We start from the raw sequence: 15,858 nt of genomic DNA, 5'->3' as shown, positions 1-15,858 counted from the left end.
GTGATCCCTTAAGCATTGCTATGCTTTTTTGAGGTTTCATTTGTTGCCGCTTTCGCGGTTTGCCGTAGTGAGTTCAGCGATACGAGCACTTTGCGCAGCGCGCGTGGCCCGTAAGGGAACCTTTGTAAACGTGGTAGTCACCGCGCTTACAGAGGCTTCCGTAAAACACCGGGAACCTGAGGTTCCCGGCGGAGATAACTTATGCGCCGCGCTGCAGCAGCATCGACTTGATATGGCCGATGGCGCGCGTCGGGTTAAGCCCTTTCGGACAGACACTCACACAGTTCATGATGCTGTGGCAGCGGAATACGCTGAAAGCATCATTCAGATTGTCGAGACGCGCTTCGGTTTCCGTGTCGCGGCTGTCAATCAGGAAGCGGTATGCTGCCAGCAGGCCAGCAGGACCGATGAACTTCTCAGGGTTCCACCAGAAAGATGGGCATGAGGTTGAGCAGCAGGCACAGAGAATACATTCATACAAACCATCCAGGTGTTCGCGCTCATCCGGTGACTGCAGATGCTCACGTGCTGGCGGGTTCTCGCCATCATTCAGCAGGAAAGGCTTAATTTTCTCATACTGTGCATAAAACTGGCTCATGTCTACGACCAGGTCACGCACTACCGGTAAACCTGGCAGCGGACGGATAACAATTTTCTGTTTGCCGTTGCCCAATGCCGAGACGGGCGTAATACAGGCCAGTCCGTTTTTACCGTTCATGTTGAGGCCATCAGAGCCGCAGACGCCTTCGCGGCAGGAGCGACGAAACGCCAGCGTTGGATCTTTCTCTTTCAGGCGAATCAGCGCATCCAGTAGCATCATGTCGCGACCGTCTTCCGACTCCAGGGTGTAATCCTGCATGCGCGGCTTGTCATCGACGTCCGGATTGTAGCGATAAATTGAAAACTCAAGTCTCATGATCGTCTCCGAAATTAGTAGGTACGCACTTTCGGCGGGAACGCCGCGCGCAGTTTCGGCTGCATGTTCACCTCACGGCGCGTCATGCTTTCGGTTTCCGGGACATAAAGACTGTGGCACAGCCAGTTTTCATCATCACGATCCGGGAAGTCGAAGCGACTGTGTGCACCGCGGCTCTCGGTGCGATAGTTAGCCGCTACCGCCGTGGCAAAAGCCGTCTCCATCAGGTTATCCAGCTCAAGGCACTCAATACGCTGCGTATTGAAATCTGGTGAGCGGTCATCCAGACGCGCTGACTTCAGACGCTCGCGAATCTCTTTCAGCTCTTCCAGACCCTGCGCCATTGCGTCGCCTTCGCGGAATACAGAGAAGTTGTTCTGCATGCAGCGTTGCAGCGCTTTACGAATCTCAACCGGGTCTTCACCGGTAGTATTGTTTTCCCAGCGGTTGAAGCGCGCCATCGCTACGGCAATCTCATCTTCAGAAGCATCGCGCAGGTCGCCCTGCTCTTTAATACTCTCCAGCAGATGCAGACCGGCTGCACGGCCAAAGACCACCAGGTCGAGCAGTGAGTTACCGCCCAGACGGTTGGCACCATGGACCGATACGCAGGCAATTTCACCGACAGCGAACAGGCCTGGAATCACCACATCTTCGCCCTGCTCATTCACGCGCAGTGCCTGACCGGTCACTTTGGTCGGAATACCGCCCATCATGTAGTGGCAGGTCGGGATGACCGGGATTGGCTCTTTAATCGGGTCAGCATGGGCAAAGGTGCGAGACAGCTCAAGGATGCCTGGCAGACGTGACTCAAGCACCTCTTTACCGAGGTGATCCAGTTTCAGCTTCAGATGCGGACCCCACGGGCCATCACAGCCGCGACCTTCACGGATCTCAATCATCATTGAACGCGCAACCACGTCGCGGCCCGCCAGATCTTTGGCATTCGGCGCATAACGCTCCATGAAGCGTTCGCCATGTTTGTTCAGCAGATAGCCGCCTTCACCACGACAGCCTTCTGTGACCAGCACGCCCGCACCGGCGATACCGGTTGGGTGGAACTGCCACATCTCCATATCCTGCACCGGCACGCCCGCACGCAGTGCCATACCGACGCCGTCACCGGTGTTGATATGCGCATTGGTGGTGGACTGGTAAATACGGCCTGCACCGCCGGTTGCCAGAATGGTCGCTTTCGCTTTGAAATAAACGGTTTCGCCGGTTTCGATGCAGATTGCGGTACATCCAACGACTGCGCCATCGGCATTTTTCACCAGATCCAGTGCATACCACTCAGAGAAGATGGTGGTTTTGTTTTTCAGGTTCTGCTGATAAAGCGTGTGCAGCAACGCGTGACCAGTACGGTCAGCTGCGGCCGCGGTACGTGCCGCCTGCTCGCCACCGAAATTCTTCGACTGACCACCAAACGGACGCTGATAAACACGACCATCTTCCAGACGCGAGAAAGGCAGGCCCATGTGCTCCAGTTCCAGAATCGCTTCCGGGCCGGTTTTGCACATATATTCAATCGCGTCCTGGTCACCGATGTAGTCGGACCCTTTGACGGTGTCGTACATATGCCATTCCCAGTTATCTTCATGGGTATTACCCAGCGCAACGGTAATACCGCCCTGCGCAGATACTGTGTGGGAACGGGTCGGGAAAACTTTAGATAACAGAGCGCAGGTCTGGCCGCCCTGGGAGATTTGCAGTGCGGCCCGCATTCCTGCGCCACCTGCGCCGATTACCACGGCATCGAACTCTCTGATTGGCAAACTCATTTACACACCCCACACCACAACAAAGCCATAAATCGCATACCACAACAGCGCCACGACAATCACAAACTGCAACAGCAAGCGAACCGGCAGCGATTTGACGTAGTCTGTTAACACCTGCCACATCCCGATCCAGCCATGGACCAGAATGGAGAACAGCGTCAGCAGCGTGAACACTTTGGTGAATGCGGACGCGAAGAAGCCACGCCACAGGTCATAGGTCAGCGTGTCTGTCATCACAACGAAACCGAGGATGTAGACGATGTAGAGCGTAATGAGGATTGCCGTTGCCCGCAGCAGCAGCCAGTCCTGAATGCCGTTGCGACCCAACGCGGATGCATTGCTTACCATACGAGGACTCCCGCCAGAATTGCCAGCACGACAGTGATCACAAAAGTCATATGAGCGGAACGCTTACCTGATTCCAGCGTTTCGGCCAGATAACCAAAATCCATCAACATATGACGAATCCCGCTCACCGCGTGATAGGCCAGCGCCGTTAAAATGCCCCACATGATGAACTTCGCGAAGAAGCCGTCCATGATGGATGCAGCGTGCTGGAAACCTTCAGGAGAAGAGAGAGAGAGACCGAGTAGCCACAGCAGGATGCCAATAGCAACCAATGTGATTACGCCGGAGACGCGGTGAAGAATGGACGTTATTGCAGTAACGGGAAACCGGATCGTCGAGAGATCCAAGTTGACAGGTCTTTGTTTTTTCACGGTTTTGCCCACACAGCTCTTTTTTATTTTGCTTCCTCCGGACCTGAGGCGGAGTCTAATCACAACGCGTGGCAGACTTTAACCGTCACCAATAAAGCAACATCCAGTGTTAATTGACGCGGTAGTAAACGCTGGGTGGCTCCTGGTGTCAGGGTGTTCCGGAGACCTGCCTGGAGTATAGGAGGATCACATTCTGATTACAATTCCCCTACAAACTCTTTGGTATATTTTAGGTAGAACAGTGATCATACTCACGATTTTCACAATTGATACAATTTTAATTATCTGATTTGACAATAGTTCAACAATTCAGTTACAAACTAAGCCTATAAATTCCTATGATGCACAAAAGTTATGGGGATACACTTTCCCCTAAGCGCAAGTTATGTAACATTGCGATAATGAGCTTTAAAAAGCATCAGGTTATTGGTTACCAAGAAGTTATGTCCTGACCGGATCTTTAACAACCGCGATATGCAGCATGTCCATGGCTCACCGGTTCCCGCTGGGAACGCGCCGCTCACTCTGTACCCTGCACCCGCTTTATCCCCGCAGAGTGATACTGTGTAGTTTTGCCAACCGCAACATGAACGCGTTTCAGGTGTCTAAAGATCCTTACCTACATAAGGCGCTATGGAGACGAAAATGACAGATAAAAAAGTAACGCTAACCCTGCAAGATGGAACATCTATTGAACTGGACGTGCTGAAAGGTACGCTGGGCCAGGATGTGGTTGATGTCCGCGCTCTGGGTTCAAGTGGCCTGTTCACCTTCGATCCCGGTTTTACGTCTACTGCGTCCTGCGAATCTGCCATCACCTTTATTGATGGTGATGAAGGTATCCTGCTGCACCGTGGTTTCCCTATTTCTGAGCTGGCGACCCACTCTAACTATCTGGAAGTCTGCTACATTCTGCTGAATGGCGAAGCACCGAACCAGAAACAGTTTGATGAGTTCCGCACCACTGTTACCCGCCACACCATGATTCATGAGCAGATTACCCGCCTGTTCCACGGCTTCCGTCGTGACTCACATCCGATGGCGGTTATGTGCGGTGTTACGGGTGCTCTGGCTGCGTTTTACCACGATTCGCTGGATGTAAACATTGAGCGCCACCGCGAAATCGCGGCATTCCGTCTGCTTTCCAAAATGCCGACCATGGCAGCAATGTGTTACAAATATTCTATCGGCCAGCCATTTGTTTATCCTCGCAACGACCTCTCCTATGCCGGTAACTTCCTGCACATGATGTTTGCTACCCCGTGCGAAGAGTACAAAGTGAATCCGGTCCTGGAACGCGCGATGGACCGCATTCTGATCCTGCATGCTGACCATGAGCAGAACGCCTCTACGTCGACCGTACGTACCGCCGGTTCAAGCGGCGCGAACCCGTTTGCCTGTATCGCCGCCGGGATCGCCTCCCTGTGGGGACCGGCGCACGGCGGTGCCAACGAAGCGACCCTGCGTATGCTGGAAGAGATCAGCACCGTTGAGCACATCCCGGAATTTGTTAAGCGCGCCAAAGACAAAAATGACTCATTCCGTCTGATGGGCTTTGGTCACCGCGTGTATAAAAACTACGATCCACGTGCGACCGTAATGCGCGATACCTGCCATGAAGTGCTGAATGAGCTGGGTATGAAGGATGACCTGCTGGAAGTGGCGATGGAGCTGGAACACATTGCGCTGAACGACCCGTACTTTATCGAGCGTAAACTCTATCCAAACGTGGACTTCTACTCCGGTATCATTCTGAAAGCGATGGGTATTCCATCCTCCATGTTTACGGTGATCTTCGCGATGGCCCGTACTGTTGGCTGGATTGCACACTGGAAAGAGATGCACGACGAAGGCATGAAGATTGCCCGTCCGCGTCAGCTCTACACCGGTTATACCGAGCGCGAATTCAGTTCACAGCTGAAGAAGTAAGATTCGGAGGGCGGAGATCTTTCCTCTCCGCCTTATGCTGTTTTAAAGACAGGGCAGTTGGTTTTGATACCGCGCCTGCGCATGAAACACGGTCAGATCGGAAAGTCGCTTAAACCCTCCCTGGCCGCTCGGCCCGCGCCGTCCCTGGCGCGGGACGCTTTCCTCCTCTGACGGTGTTCCCTGCGCGTTAAGCTATTTTATTGCTATAAGATTCACACGGGCCTGGCTCTGTCAGCCGTAAGAGCATTTTACCCTTTTGACTTTACTGTCTATCTCTGACACCCCGGACACCAGTAAAACGGCCGTGATGACAGCGTGCCCTTCTCAATCGCCGTGCCACAGCGCCGGCATTCTTTGCCCTGCCGATGAAACACCTCAAACTGAAACGCCGCTTCCTCATGATATTTCTTCATGGTGCCTCGCATCCGATAGGCATGACGCGGCACCGACAGCAGCGCCTCGCTGAAAGCAGTCAGCTGATCGTCACTGAGATCCTGCGCCCGATGATTTGGCAGCAACTGCGCCAGCCAGAGAATCTCGGCACGCAGATAGTTTCCCAGCCCGGCCAGAAAAGCCTGATCCAGCAGCAGACCACTGAACTGACGCCGCCGAAAACGGGGTGACAGCAGCCGCTCTCGCACCTCTTCAACCGTCAGCGCGCTGTTCAGCACATCCGGTCCGATGCGGGTCAGAAACGGATGTGCCGCCAGCGTATCAGCGTTAAGCAGTTCAATATCTGACGCGCTGTAAAGCAGAATCGCTTTACCCTTTGTAGCAAGCCGCACCCGCAACTGACGCGTGGTATTGAGTTCGGTATCGGGTTTCACAATGCGCCAGACACCATAAAGCTGGTTATGACTGTAGAGCGTCAGACCATTGCTGAAATGAGTCAGCAGCGCTTTACCCCGCGTCTCAATCGCCTGCACCTGCTCACCAATCAGTGAAGGTTCATAGGTCTTGAGCTGAGGAAACGCAAACCACGCTTCCGTTAAGGGCTGACCCACAATGGCGGCTTCAAGCTTATCCGCCACGCGGCGAATTTCCGGTCCTTCTGGCATCGTTCTTCCTCTTAATGGGTGGCGCCGCCAGCCTGTTTAATATCTTCGCCGGTCTCCAGCGTCACCTTCACCGCAATCTCCAGCGCCTGAATAATGGTCGCGACCGCCATGCTCGGCGCACCAGGATGTTGCGCTGCCTGTTCAGGCAGGTAAGGAATATGAATAAAGCCACCCCGCGCCGGACTCCCCTGCTGCTCAAGCCAGTGCAGCAGACCATACATCACCCGATTGCAGGTAAAGGTCCCGGCGGTCTGTGAGACCGACGCGGGGATCCCCGCGTCGCGCACTGCCGCCACAATCGCTTTGATGGGCAGACGGGAAAAATAGGCTGCCGGGCCGCCTGCCACAATCGGTTCGTCTACAGGCTGCTGGCCGGCGTTGTCCGGGATCCGGGCGTCATCGACATTGATACCGATACGTTCCACGGTAATGTCGCTGCGACCGCCCGCCTGCCCGACTGACACTACCGCGTCCGGTTTAACCTCTTCCAGTGCCTGATTCAGCACATTAAGTACCTCACTGAATACCACCGGCAGCTGTCGGATGACGATCGTCGCTCCGCCAATCTTTTTGCCTTCCAGCGCGCGCACCGCTTCCCAGGAGGGATTAATCGTTTCACCGCCAAAGGGTTCAAAAGCGGTCATCAGGACAGTTTTCATGCAGCCTCACAGAAACATCAGGAAATAGAGCAGGAAAATGTTAACGATTAACAGTAGCACACCGGTTGGAATCTGAGCCTTAATGACCGCGTTACGATCGGGCAGCTCCAGCAGCGCCGCCGGAACAATATTGAAGTTGGCCGCCATCGGCGTCATCAGCGTGCCGCAGTAACCGGAGAACATACCAATCGCCGCCATTACCGCCGGATTTCCGCCGTGCTGCAGCACCAGAATCGGAATGCCAACGCCTGCAGTAATAATCGGAAATGCCGCAAACGCGTTACCCATGACCATGGTTAACAGTGCCATCCCGACGGCATAGACGGTGACGGCGATAAAGCGGTTATCCACCGCCAGCCAGGTTTCAGTCAGATGCGAAATAGCACTGCCTACGCCCGCGGCGGTAAACAGCAGTCCCAGGGTGGCGAGAATCTGCGGCAGGATAAACGCCCAGCCAATTGAATCCAGCAGGCGACGGGTCTCCTGCATCGACTGTACCGGTTTTTCATGGGTCAGTTTTAACGCCACCAGCCAGCCAATCACACAGCCGGCCATCATTGAAAACAATGTCACCAGCGTGGCGTGATTACCGGGACCGAACACCGCATCCTGCAACCCCGGAATATTGTTGAACGCCAGCACACCGACCACGGTCACAACCGGAATCGCCAGTGCAGGCAGAAACAGCTTATTCCGCAGACGCTGTGCGCTTGCCTGTTTCTCTTCATTAGTGCGCTGATGATAACGACCCAGCCGGACACCCCCTAAACCCGCAATCAGCGCCATGATCACCACAATGACACCGATGGTGATGTGCAGCATTCGGGTGCCCGCCGCGTCCGAGCCCATCAGGCTGCTCATCAGCGCCGTCGTCCAGTCACCGACCAGAAAAACCAGGCCATATAAGGCCCAGAAGAGTCCGGTGGTAAAGCGACGCGGATTAGCGCGGTCACGCCATGAGAGGATAGCCACCACCAGCAGGATAATGCCCGCCAGCCACATCAGATATTGTTGCTGAAACATTACTGGCCTCCTTTGGCTTTCAGCGCCTGGCTGTTGAGCTGCTGCAGCTCACGTGCCAGCTGACGATCCAGACGAACCAGACGCGCTGAATGGATCAGGAACGCAGCAGCGGCAGTTGGAATGCCCCATAAGGCGATGTGCAGCGGCTCAGTCTGAATCCCGGCCGACGCCTGCATAAAGTTGTGCATAAAGATAATCGCGCCAAATGCCACGAAGATATCTTCACCAAAGAACAGGCCGACGTTATCGGTCGCCGCTGACATGGCGCGCAGCTTATGGCGCAGTTCAGGCGAGATCTCGCCATAGCGATTTTCTGTGGCGCCCTCCGCCATCGGTGCCAGTAACGGACGCACCATCTGCGGATGTCCGCCAAGACTGGTTAACCCCAGTGCCGCAGTAATTTCACGCACAAACAGGTAGACGATCAGCAGCCGTCCGGCGGTGGCGGTTTTAATCTGAGCAATCCACGCCTGCGCCCTTTCTTTTAGCCCGTGACGTTCCAGCAGGCCAATGACCGCCAGTGGCAGCAGCAGAATCAGCGGCAGGTTCCGGGTGTTAAGAAACCCTGCGCCGAGTTTTTCCAGAATGTCCGCCAGGGGCATCATCGCAGCCAGACCGGTGACAAATCCGGCGACAATCACCACCAGCACCGGATTAAAACGTAATACGAAGCCGACGATGATCGCGGCAATGCCCAGTAGTGGCCAGAGATTCACTGCAGTTTCCATGGATTTTCCCCGAGTTAAAAAACCCGGCATAAGCCGGGCTAAGTGTGATTATTCAGGCGCTGGTGACACGAATCTGCTGGTCGGCAAACGCATCACGTAACCGCTGTGCAAACTGCAGGGCATGCTCGCCGTCGCCATGTAAGCAGACAGTCTGCGCGTTCACCGCCACCCATTCTCCGGTGATACTTTTCACTTTGCCCTGCCGTACCATTGTCAGTGTCTGATCGATAGCCTGCTGTTCATTCTCAATCAGCGCGCCCGGCTGGTTGCGCGGCACCAGCGCACCGCTGCTGAGATAGCCACGGTCAGCAAACACCTCTTCCCGCGTGTGTAAACCGTAATGCGCCGCAGCACGGATCGATTCGCTATTCGCCAGCCCGACCACAATCAGCTGGCTGTCCACCGCCCTGATGGCGCGGGCAATGGCATCAGCCAGCACCGGGTCAGATGCAGCCTGGTTATAGAGCATGCCGTGTGGCTTAACATGCACCAGGCGCGCGCCCTCACTTTCTGCCAGACTTTTCAGCGCGCCAATCTGATAGATCATCTGGGCATAGACCGTTTCCGGCGGCAACTGCATGGCGCTGCGGCCAAAGTTCTCGCGATCGGGAAAGGCGGGATGCGCCCCGATGGCGACGCCGGATGCCTTTGCCCAGCGCACCGACTGCAGCATGGTCTGTGCATCACCGGCGTGAAAGCCACAGGCGATGTTGGCAGAGCTCACCAGTTGCAGCAGCGCTTCATCGCTGGCGCAGCCCTCACCCAGGTCGGCGTTTAAATCAATTTTCATTGAGTCCCCATTTCATCTGGTCCAGAGCGCGTTGCTGATGCTGACGGGCCAGCATCGCTTCCGGCAGGGTGCAGTGAATAAAGTGAATCGGCTCACCCAGACGGATTTGCGCCAGGTGATAAAGATCGGCTTCGATAACAGAAGCGATGCGCGGATAACCACCGGTAGTCTGGGCATCCGCCATCAATACGATGGGCTGTCCGTTCGGCGGCACCTGAATCACACCTGGCATCACGCCGTGTGACAGCAGCTCGCGCGGGCGCTCACGTTTAAGCTCACGTCCTTCCAGCCGGTATCCCATCCGGTTACTTTGCGGGCTGAGTTTCCATGCGGTGCGCCAGAACGCCTGCTGCGCTTCGGGACTGAATTCGTGATACTCCGGACCAGGCAAGGCGCGAATGCGGTTGCCCCACAGCAGTTGTCGTACCCCGACTTTGCGGTCGAACTGACGCGTCGGTTTCCCCAGCGGGACCTGATCGCCATCCTGCAAGGCGCGCCCATGAAATCCGCCAAATTTTGCTTTCAGGTCGGTACTGGCAGAGCCAAGCACCGCGGGGATGTCAAAACCACCCTGCACCGCCAGATAGCTGCGCATACCACGCTGCGGCATCGCCAGCGACAGGACCTGTCCGCGTTTCACTGGCGTGCGCCAGCCCGTCCAGACCGGCTGGCCGTCCAGCTCCGCATGACAGCCTGCACCCGTCAGCGCAAACCAGCCGTCGCGGGTAAACTCTGCTTTGAACTGGCCGAGCACCATCTCCAGCACCGCGCTGTCGGGCGCATTGCCTACCAGTACGTTGGCGGTGAACATGGCGGGATAATCCAGCACGCCACCGGGGCTGATGCCATACTGACGCCAGCCGTATCGACCCGCATCCTGAATAGTGGCCGCCAGCCCGGCCCGCAGAATGTTTAACATACGCCCTCCTGTTGCGGCACAAAGCGCACTCTGTCACCCGGACGGAGCAGCGTGGGCGGTTGCTGCAGCGGATCAAACAGCGCGGTGCGTGTCTGGCCGATCAACTGCCAGCCGCCGGGCGACGCCAGAGGGTAGACGCCGGTCTGGCTGCCACCGATACCCACGGATCCCGCGGGCACGGCCACCCTGGGCTCACTACGACGCGGAATGTGCAGGCGCGGATCCAGTCCGCCCAGATAGGGGAAACCCGGCTGAAAGCCAATAAAAAACACGACGTATTCGCTGCTGCTGTGCAGCTCAACCACCTGATGAGGCGTCAGCGCGGCATGTTCAGCCACCGCCGTCAGGTCGGGACCGGCCTCACCGCCGTAGATCACCGGGATCTCTACCAGACGCGACTCAGGTAATTGCGCTTCACTCTCTTCCCACCATCGCTGAAGTCGCTCAATCGCATCCAGCGCACTCTGCTGGGGATCACGCAAAATCAAGGTGATGTTGTTCATGCCGGGAATGACCTCCAGCACGCTCGCAGAGGACTGCAATCGCTGGTTAAGTCCCCAGATACGTTGCTGACTCTCCAGTGAGACCGGGGGTTCCAGCTCCAGCACGACAGCGCGTTCACCCAATAAATAACACCGTGCTCGTTGCAACAGCTACCTCCCGCTCAGTTGAGATCGCGACCGGCTGACCGTGCCGGATGCCCGAATCAGCCGATGGCTTATCTACATAAAGCAAATAGTTATGCGAAAGTGACAGGGATGTGTCAATAGATTTAGGTCCTGCGCAGGCACACAGGACCCGGGAAGGAGATCAGGCAGGATTGGGAATATCAATGAAAGTCACATCAAGCTCGTGTTGCTGCGCCAGCCACTCACCCAGCGCTTTTACGCCGCCGCGCTCGGTAGCGTGATGGCCTGCAGCAAAGAAGTGCAGCCCCTGCTCACGTGCGCTGTGAATGGTCTGTTCAGAGACTTCTCCGGTGATATAAGCATCGACGCCTGCGGCAGCGGCCTGGTCGATAAAGCCCTGGCCACCCCCGCTGCACCAGGCGATACGACGAATCAGCGCGGGCGCGTTATCGCCGCAATGCAGCGGTTCACGTCCCAGTCGGTCACCGATTCGACGTGCCAGCTGCTCACCGGAGATCGGCTCAGCCAGCTCACCCCAGAACACCAGCGGCATCACTTCACCCTTTATTTCAATATCCAGCAAGTTTGCCAGCTGGGCGTTGTTGCCCAGTTCAGGATGCGCGTCGAGCGGCAGGTGCCAGCCATAGAGATTAATATCATTAGCCAGCAGAGTGCGCAGACGACGACGCTTCATACCTTTAATCGCGGCCGGTTCACTTTTCCAGAAATAGCCATGATGGACAATAATCGCATCGGCCTGACGTGCCACCGCCTCGTCCAGCAGTGCCTGACAGGCCGTCACGCCGGTGATAATCGTTTTGACCTCGCTGCGTCCCTCAACCTGTAAACCGTTGGGGGCGTAGTCACTGAAGCTGTGGCTGTCGAGGTGCTGATTGATCAGCGTCTCTAATTCGTAATGTTTCATTCAGGCTCCTTCGAGGCCTCAGGCAGCGCTTTTGGCGCGCTCAAAGGCATCTAATGTCTTTTTACGGGCGGCCTTATGATCCACGATCGGTGCCGGATAATCGAGTTTCTTGTGATGCTTCTCCGCCCAGACGTGGGGCTGGTGAATGTCGCTGTCAGGGACGTCGGCCAGTTCCGGCAGATAGTGGCGGATAAAATCCCCCTTCTCGTCGAAGCGCTCGCCCTGTGTCGTCGGATTAAAGATGCGAAAATAGGGAGCCGCGTCAGTGCCCGTCGATGCTGCCCACTGCCAGCCGCCGTTGTTCGCGGCCAGATCGCCATCGATCAGTTGCTGCATAAAATAGCGTTCGCCTTCACGCCAGTCGATCAGCAGATCTTTGACCAGAAAACTGGCTGTGATCATTCTTAAGCGATTGTGCATCCAGCCCAGCGCCTTCATCTGACGCATCGCCGCATCGACAATCGGGTAACCCGTTCTACCCGCTTTCCAGGCGTCAAAGTGTGCGTCGTTACGCTGCCATTCAACGTTACGCGTCCAGTCGATAAACGGCTGATGCCGACAAAGCGCCGGGTAGGCAACCAGCAGATGGCGGTAGAACTCACGCCAGATCAGCTCGTTCAGCCAGGTAAATGCGCGGCTGTTGTCCAGTGCATCGGGATGCTCATGCAACACACGATGCAGGCATTGGCGGGGTGACAGCACGCCGGTCGCCAGATAAACCGACAGACGGCTGGTGGCATCCAGCGCCGGCAGGTCACGCTTCGCAGGGTAATCGATAACCGGTTTAGTGGCGAAATGACGTAAACGCTTCAGCGCAGCTGCTTCGCCTGCCGGGAACAGATCTTCATCAAAAGCCTTGGTCGGATAGTCAAAAGCAGGAATCGGGGTGACTTTCAGCGGCGAACCTTCACGCGGTTTCGGCGCTGGCACGCACTCCGGCAGACTCTGTTGCAAACGGCGGACAAACGCTTTGCTAAACGGCGTAAAAACCTTATACATCGAGCGGTCGCCGCTCTGCACGCTGCCGGGCGGCAGCAACAGGCTGTCATCAAAACCCTGACAAATGACGCCCGCATCATCAAGACGCTTTTCAGCCCGGGCATCGCGCTGGCGCTCGTTGACCTCATACTGATAGTTGTAGAAAAGCTGATCGACCTTTTGCTTTTCGCAGAATTCCGCCAGCGCATCAATACTGTCGCTGAAGGCATGACAGGCCTGATAGTGAAGTGGAATGCCCCGCTCAGCCAGGGCGCTCTGGACTTCCAGCAGACTGGCGTGAATAAACGCCGCCTGTTTTGGGGACATGTCATGCTGCTGCCACTGTTCTGGCGTGGAGAGGTAGAGCGCAATCACTTTTGCATCGCTGTCGCGGCAGGCGGCGTGCAGCGCCAGGTTGTCGTTGATGCGTAAATCGTTACGCAACCAGACCAGATGGGTGGTCATACTCCTCCTGAATTACTGTCCGTAGCGTAAGCACAAGGCTTCGGGATAGGGATCAAAATAGCGTTGCTGGGCCAGCCACGGATGCGGGTATTCGGCCATGTAGTGCTTAAGAATGGTGATCGGCACCAGCAAGGGTTGTGTGCCCTGACGATAGCGGTCAATCAGGGTTGCCAGCTCCTGGCGCTGCGGTGAGCTCAGATGGGTGCGGAAGTAGCCCTGCACATGCATCAGTACATTGGTGTGATTGCGACGTGAGGCGGGGCGTGACATCAGTTCCATCATACGATTGCGGTACTCGAAGGCAAAGGCGTCGAGCGACTCCCACTGGCTCATTGAGGCGACAAACGGTCCCAGTTCGCGATACTTCTCCTGCGAATGTGCCAGCATCATCAGTTTGTAGCGGCTGTGAAAGGCGATTAAAGCCTGACGGGTCAGGCCATTTTCCCACATCTGATTGAACTCGTGCAGCGCGCAGATACGACCAATAAAGTTTTCACGCAGAGCGGGATCGTGCAGACGACCATCTTCCTCCAGCGGCAGCCAGGGCATTTCGCGCTGCAGGAATTCAGCAAAAATACCAGTGCCCACTTTGCGGTTGTTATTGTTGTCAGGCTCATAGACCCGCACACGCTCCATGCCGCAGCTGGGGGACTTGGCGCACAGAATATAGCCGCAGAGATGATGCAGCGATTTTACCCGCTCGGCAGACCAGTCACGCATCTGCGTGGTGACCTCTTCTCCACCATCTTTGCTGAAGCAGAGATGCAGCTCATCGTCGCCCTGCTTTACCAGGCGTAATGCCGGGCGCGGCGTTGGCAAACCGATCGCCATTTCCGGACAGATCGGTTCAAAACGCACAAACGGGGTAAGATCGTCGGTCGCAAAAGTAAGACGCTTGTGCCCACCATCAAATCTGACGCGGTCGCCGAGCAGGCATGCACTGATTCCAACGGGGATTTTTTTGCTCATACTTGTACAACCTCAGAAATCTTGTAGAGGTTTAAGTGTAGCGCAAAATGGTCAGGAATAAAGGAGGAAAACGCGGTTCAGATCTGCTTATACTCAGAAAAAACGCAAAAAAAAGCCCGGTCAATTGACCAGGCCTGTTTTGTGGCAGTACGACTTACCAGAACGCGCCGCCACCAGCTTCAGACTGCGCCAGCCAGACCGGCTTTGCGCTGGTCTTGCACCAGACACGGTGCAGGTAACTGTAGAAACGTGCCCGGTCCTGTCGAAACAGCATGACAGGAAGCGCCAGCACGCCGAGAAAAACCACCAGCGTACGACGCGCGATAATTTTGTAACGTGGATAAGCCTGATACATGGTTCTCCTCCCGGTAAGCAAAAGTGTTTGAATGTGATCTGTGTCTGACTTTACGCCAGGTTGTGTAATTTTACTACTCATCTGACCACTTATTTGCCGCTATTTACACGGTTTAAGAATCAGCCTGTAATTAAGTTACAGATAAGTTATCGTCTGGTTACATGAGGGTTTAAACGCCCGGAAGGTGAAGCTCACGGACGGCAGCCTGTAATATTGATAAAATGGTAGTTCGGCCCCTATCCAAGGCAGGTATTGCGTGACCACGGTTTTGATCGTTGAAGATGAAAAAGAGATCCGTCGCTTTGTCCGGCTGGCGCTGGAAAATGAAGATCTTAAGGTGTTTGATGCCGATACGCTGCAGCGCGGACTGATTGAAGCGGCAACCCGTAAGCCCGATTTAGTGATCCTCGATCTTGGCCTGCCAGATGGGGATGGCACCGATTTTATCCGTGACCTGCGCCAGTGGAGCGCCATCCCGGTAATTGTATTGTCAGCGCGCAGCGATGAGCAGGATAAAATCGCCGCACTGGATGCAGGCGCGGATGACTATCTGACCAAACCTTTTGGTATTGGCGAACTGCTGGCGCGCGTCCGGGTTGCGCTGCGTCGTCATAGTGGCCAGCAACCTGATGCCAGAGTTCACTTTGCCGACGTCAGTGTCGATTTCGCCGCACGGCGGGTGCAGCGCGGCGGCAATGAGATTCACCTCACTCCAATAGAATTTCGTCTGTTGAGTATTCTGCTGAATAACGCCGGAAAGGTGCTGACACAGCGACAGCTGCTGAGCCAGGTGTGGGGACCCAATGCCGTGGAGCACAGCCACTATTTGCGCATCTATATGGGCCATCTGCGCCAGAAGCTGGAAGCGAATCCGACACAACCTGCCCATCTGCTGACCGAAACCGGGATCGGCTACCGTTTTATGCCATAAAAAAGGCGCCAGAGGCGCCTTTCATGACTGCAAACAAACTCAAATCATACTGAATCTGACCGCAACGGATAAACCCGAGGCACA

General features: G+C 55.7%; 17 protein-coding genes. 2 read left to right on the top strand and 15 right to left on the bottom strand.

The window, feature by feature from the left end; translation table 11 throughout:
• Positions 1-199: 199 nt before the first annotated feature.
• The 4 genes from LQK91_RS08355 to sdhC are packed head-to-tail and all read right to left on the bottom strand — an operon-like array spanning position 200 to position 3,428.
• A complete protein-coding gene (locus LQK91_RS08355; RefSeq protein ID WP_003853156.1) occupies positions 200-916 on the bottom strand; it encodes a succinate dehydrogenase iron-sulfur subunit in 717 nt (238 codons plus the stop codon).
• 14 nt (positions 917-930) lie between these two features.
• Entirely contained in the window at positions 931-2,697 is a 1,767-nt protein-coding gene (sdhA, locus tag LQK91_RS08350) for a succinate dehydrogenase flavoprotein subunit (protein WP_039659182.1), read from the bottom strand.
• On the bottom strand, positions 2,698-3,045 hold the full coding sequence (sdhD, locus tag LQK91_RS08345) for a succinate dehydrogenase membrane anchor subunit (RefSeq protein WP_008925023.1): 348 nt from the start codon (positions 3,043-3,045) through the stop codon (positions 2,698-2,700).
• The gene (gene sdhC, locus LQK91_RS08340) at positions 3,039-3,428 is read right to left on the bottom strand and encodes a succinate dehydrogenase cytochrome b556 subunit (RefSeq protein ID WP_033742984.1); all 390 of its coding nucleotides are present in this window, start codon (positions 3,426-3,428) and stop codon (positions 3,039-3,041) included. Before sdhC ends, sdhD begins: the two co-directional genes overlap by 7 nt.
• Positions 3,429-4,061: 633 nt before the next feature.
• Between sdhC and LQK91_RS08335 the strand changes: the two genes are divergently transcribed.
• Positions 4,062-5,345, top strand: coding sequence for a citrate synthase (locus tag LQK91_RS08335; RefSeq protein WP_003853167.1), 1,284 nt, complete (start codon positions 4,062-4,064; stop codon positions 5,343-5,345).
• Positions 5,346-5,614: 269 nt separating this feature from the next.
• Here the strand turns inward: LQK91_RS08335 and nei are convergent, their stop codons facing one another.
• From nei to LQK91_RS08280, 11 genes are all read right to left on the bottom strand, one after another.
• Positions 5,615-6,403, bottom strand: a complete 789-nt coding sequence (gene nei, locus LQK91_RS08330; protein ID WP_105099405.1) for an endonuclease VIII — start codon at positions 6,401-6,403, stop codon at positions 5,615-5,617.
• An 11-nt stretch (positions 6,404-6,414) separates the two neighbouring features.
• On the bottom strand, positions 6,415-7,062 hold the full coding sequence (gene pcp / locus LQK91_RS08325; protein WP_008925020.1) for a pyroglutamyl-peptidase I: 648 nt from the start codon (positions 7,060-7,062) through the stop codon (positions 6,415-6,417).
• Between the two features lie 6 nt (positions 7,063-7,068).
• Positions 7,069-8,085, bottom strand: coding sequence for a DUF979 domain-containing protein (locus LQK91_RS08320; RefSeq protein WP_033762882.1), 1,017 nt, complete (start codon positions 8,083-8,085; stop codon positions 7,069-7,071).
• A complete protein-coding gene (locus LQK91_RS08315) occupies positions 8,085-8,813 on the bottom strand; it encodes a DUF969 domain-containing protein (protein WP_105099406.1) in 729 nt (242 codons plus the stop codon). Before LQK91_RS08315 ends, LQK91_RS08320 begins: the two co-directional genes overlap by 1 nt.
• Before the next feature lie 52 nt (positions 8,814-8,865).
• On the bottom strand, positions 8,866-9,603 hold the full coding sequence (gene pxpA, locus LQK91_RS08310; RefSeq protein ID WP_008925017.1) for a 5-oxoprolinase subunit PxpA: 738 nt from the start codon (positions 9,601-9,603) through the stop codon (positions 8,866-8,868).
• Positions 9,593-10,522, bottom strand: coding sequence for a 5-oxoprolinase subunit PxpC (gene pxpC / locus LQK91_RS08305; protein ID WP_105099407.1), 930 nt, complete (start codon positions 10,520-10,522; stop codon positions 9,593-9,595). The genes pxpA and pxpC overlap by 11 nt, the downstream gene beginning before the upstream one ends.
• Positions 10,516-11,172: a 5-oxoprolinase subunit PxpB gene (gene pxpB / locus LQK91_RS08300; RefSeq protein WP_105099408.1), complete on the bottom strand. Its 657-nt coding sequence runs from the start codon at positions 11,170-11,172 to the stop codon at positions 10,516-10,518. The genes pxpC and pxpB overlap by 7 nt, the downstream gene beginning before the upstream one ends.
• 160 nt (positions 11,173-11,332) lie before the next feature.
• A complete protein-coding gene (locus tag LQK91_RS08295) occupies positions 11,333-12,076 on the bottom strand; it encodes a type 2 GTP cyclohydrolase I (RefSeq protein WP_105099409.1) in 744 nt (247 codons plus the stop codon).
• Between the two features lie 18 nt (positions 12,077-12,094).
• Positions 12,095-13,519 carry a deoxyribodipyrimidine photo-lyase gene (phrB, locus tag LQK91_RS08290; RefSeq protein WP_008925013.1) on the bottom strand — a complete coding sequence of 475 codons (1,425 nt, stop codon included), beginning with the start codon at positions 13,517-13,519 and terminating at the stop codon, positions 12,095-12,097.
• A gap of 12 nt (positions 13,520-13,531) precedes the next feature.
• Positions 13,532-14,488, bottom strand: coding sequence for a YbgA family protein (locus LQK91_RS08285; protein WP_008925012.1), 957 nt, complete (start codon positions 14,486-14,488; stop codon positions 13,532-13,534).
• Positions 14,489-14,642: 154 nt separating this feature from the next.
• Positions 14,643-14,843 carry a YbfA family protein gene (locus LQK91_RS08280; protein WP_003853189.1) on the bottom strand — a complete coding sequence of 67 codons (201 nt, stop codon included), beginning with the start codon at positions 14,841-14,843 and terminating at the stop codon, positions 14,643-14,645.
• Between the two features lie 256 nt (positions 14,844-15,099).
• Here LQK91_RS08280 and kdpE point away from each other — a divergent pair, with 256 nt between their 5' ends.
• On the top strand, positions 15,100-15,774 hold the full coding sequence (kdpE, locus tag LQK91_RS08275; RefSeq protein ID WP_003853190.1) for a two-component system response regulator KdpE: 675 nt from the start codon (positions 15,100-15,102) through the stop codon (positions 15,772-15,774).
• Positions 15,775-15,858: the final 84 nt, after the last annotated feature.

The sequence above is a fragment of the Pantoea sp. MHSD4 genome (genome assembly GCF_021043305.1).
Taxonomy (GTDB): Bacteria; Pseudomonadota; Gammaproteobacteria; order Enterobacterales; family Enterobacteriaceae; genus Pantoea; species Pantoea eucalypti.
This window is presented reverse-complemented; position numbering and strand designations above follow the sequence as displayed.

Excerpts from the sequence above, each read along its gene's own strand:
- nei (WP_105099405.1), bottom strand. The coding sequence starts at position 6,403 with ATGCCAGAAGGACCGGAAATTCGCCGCGTGGCGGATAAGCTTGAAGCC.
- sdhA (WP_039659182.1), bottom strand. The coding sequence starts at position 2,697 with ATGAGTTTGCCAATCAGAGAGTTCGATGCCGTGGTAATCGGCGCAGGT.
- LQK91_RS08280 (WP_003853189.1), bottom strand. The coding sequence starts at position 14,843 with ATGTATCAGGCTTATCCACGTTACAAAATTATCGCGCGTCGTACGCTG.
- phrB (WP_008925013.1), bottom strand. The coding sequence starts at position 13,519 with ATGACCACCCATCTGGTCTGGTTGCGTAACGATTTACGCATCAACGAC.
- sdhD (WP_008925023.1), bottom strand. The coding sequence starts at position 3,045 with ATGGTAAGCAATGCATCCGCGTTGGGTCGCAACGGCATTCAGGACTGG.
- LQK91_RS08335 (WP_003853167.1), top strand. The coding sequence starts at position 4,062 with ATGACAGATAAAAAAGTAACGCTAACCCTGCAAGATGGAACATCTATT.
- LQK91_RS08285 (WP_008925012.1), bottom strand. The coding sequence starts at position 14,488 with ATGAGCAAAAAAATCCCCGTTGGAATCAGTGCATGCCTGCTCGGCGAC.
- pxpC (WP_105099407.1), bottom strand. The coding sequence starts at position 10,522 with ATGTTAAACATTCTGCGGGCCGGGCTGGCGGCCACTATTCAGGATGCG.
- pxpA (WP_008925017.1), bottom strand. The coding sequence starts at position 9,603 with ATGAAAATTGATTTAAACGCCGACCTGGGTGAGGGCTGCGCCAGCGAT.
- pcp (WP_008925020.1), bottom strand. The coding sequence starts at position 7,062 with ATGAAAACTGTCCTGATGACCGCTTTTGAACCCTTTGGCGGTGAAACG.
- LQK91_RS08295 (WP_105099409.1), bottom strand. The coding sequence starts at position 12,076 with ATGAAACATTACGAATTAGAGACGCTGATCAATCAGCACCTCGACAGC.
- LQK91_RS08315 (WP_105099406.1), bottom strand. The coding sequence starts at position 8,813 with ATGGAAACTGCAGTGAATCTCTGGCCACTACTGGGCATTGCCGCGATC.
- LQK91_RS08355 (WP_003853156.1), bottom strand. The coding sequence starts at position 916 with ATGAGACTTGAGTTTTCAATTTATCGCTACAATCCGGACGTCGATGAC.
- LQK91_RS08320 (WP_033762882.1), bottom strand. The coding sequence starts at position 8,085 with ATGTTTCAGCAACAATATCTGATGTGGCTGGCGGGCATTATCCTGCTG.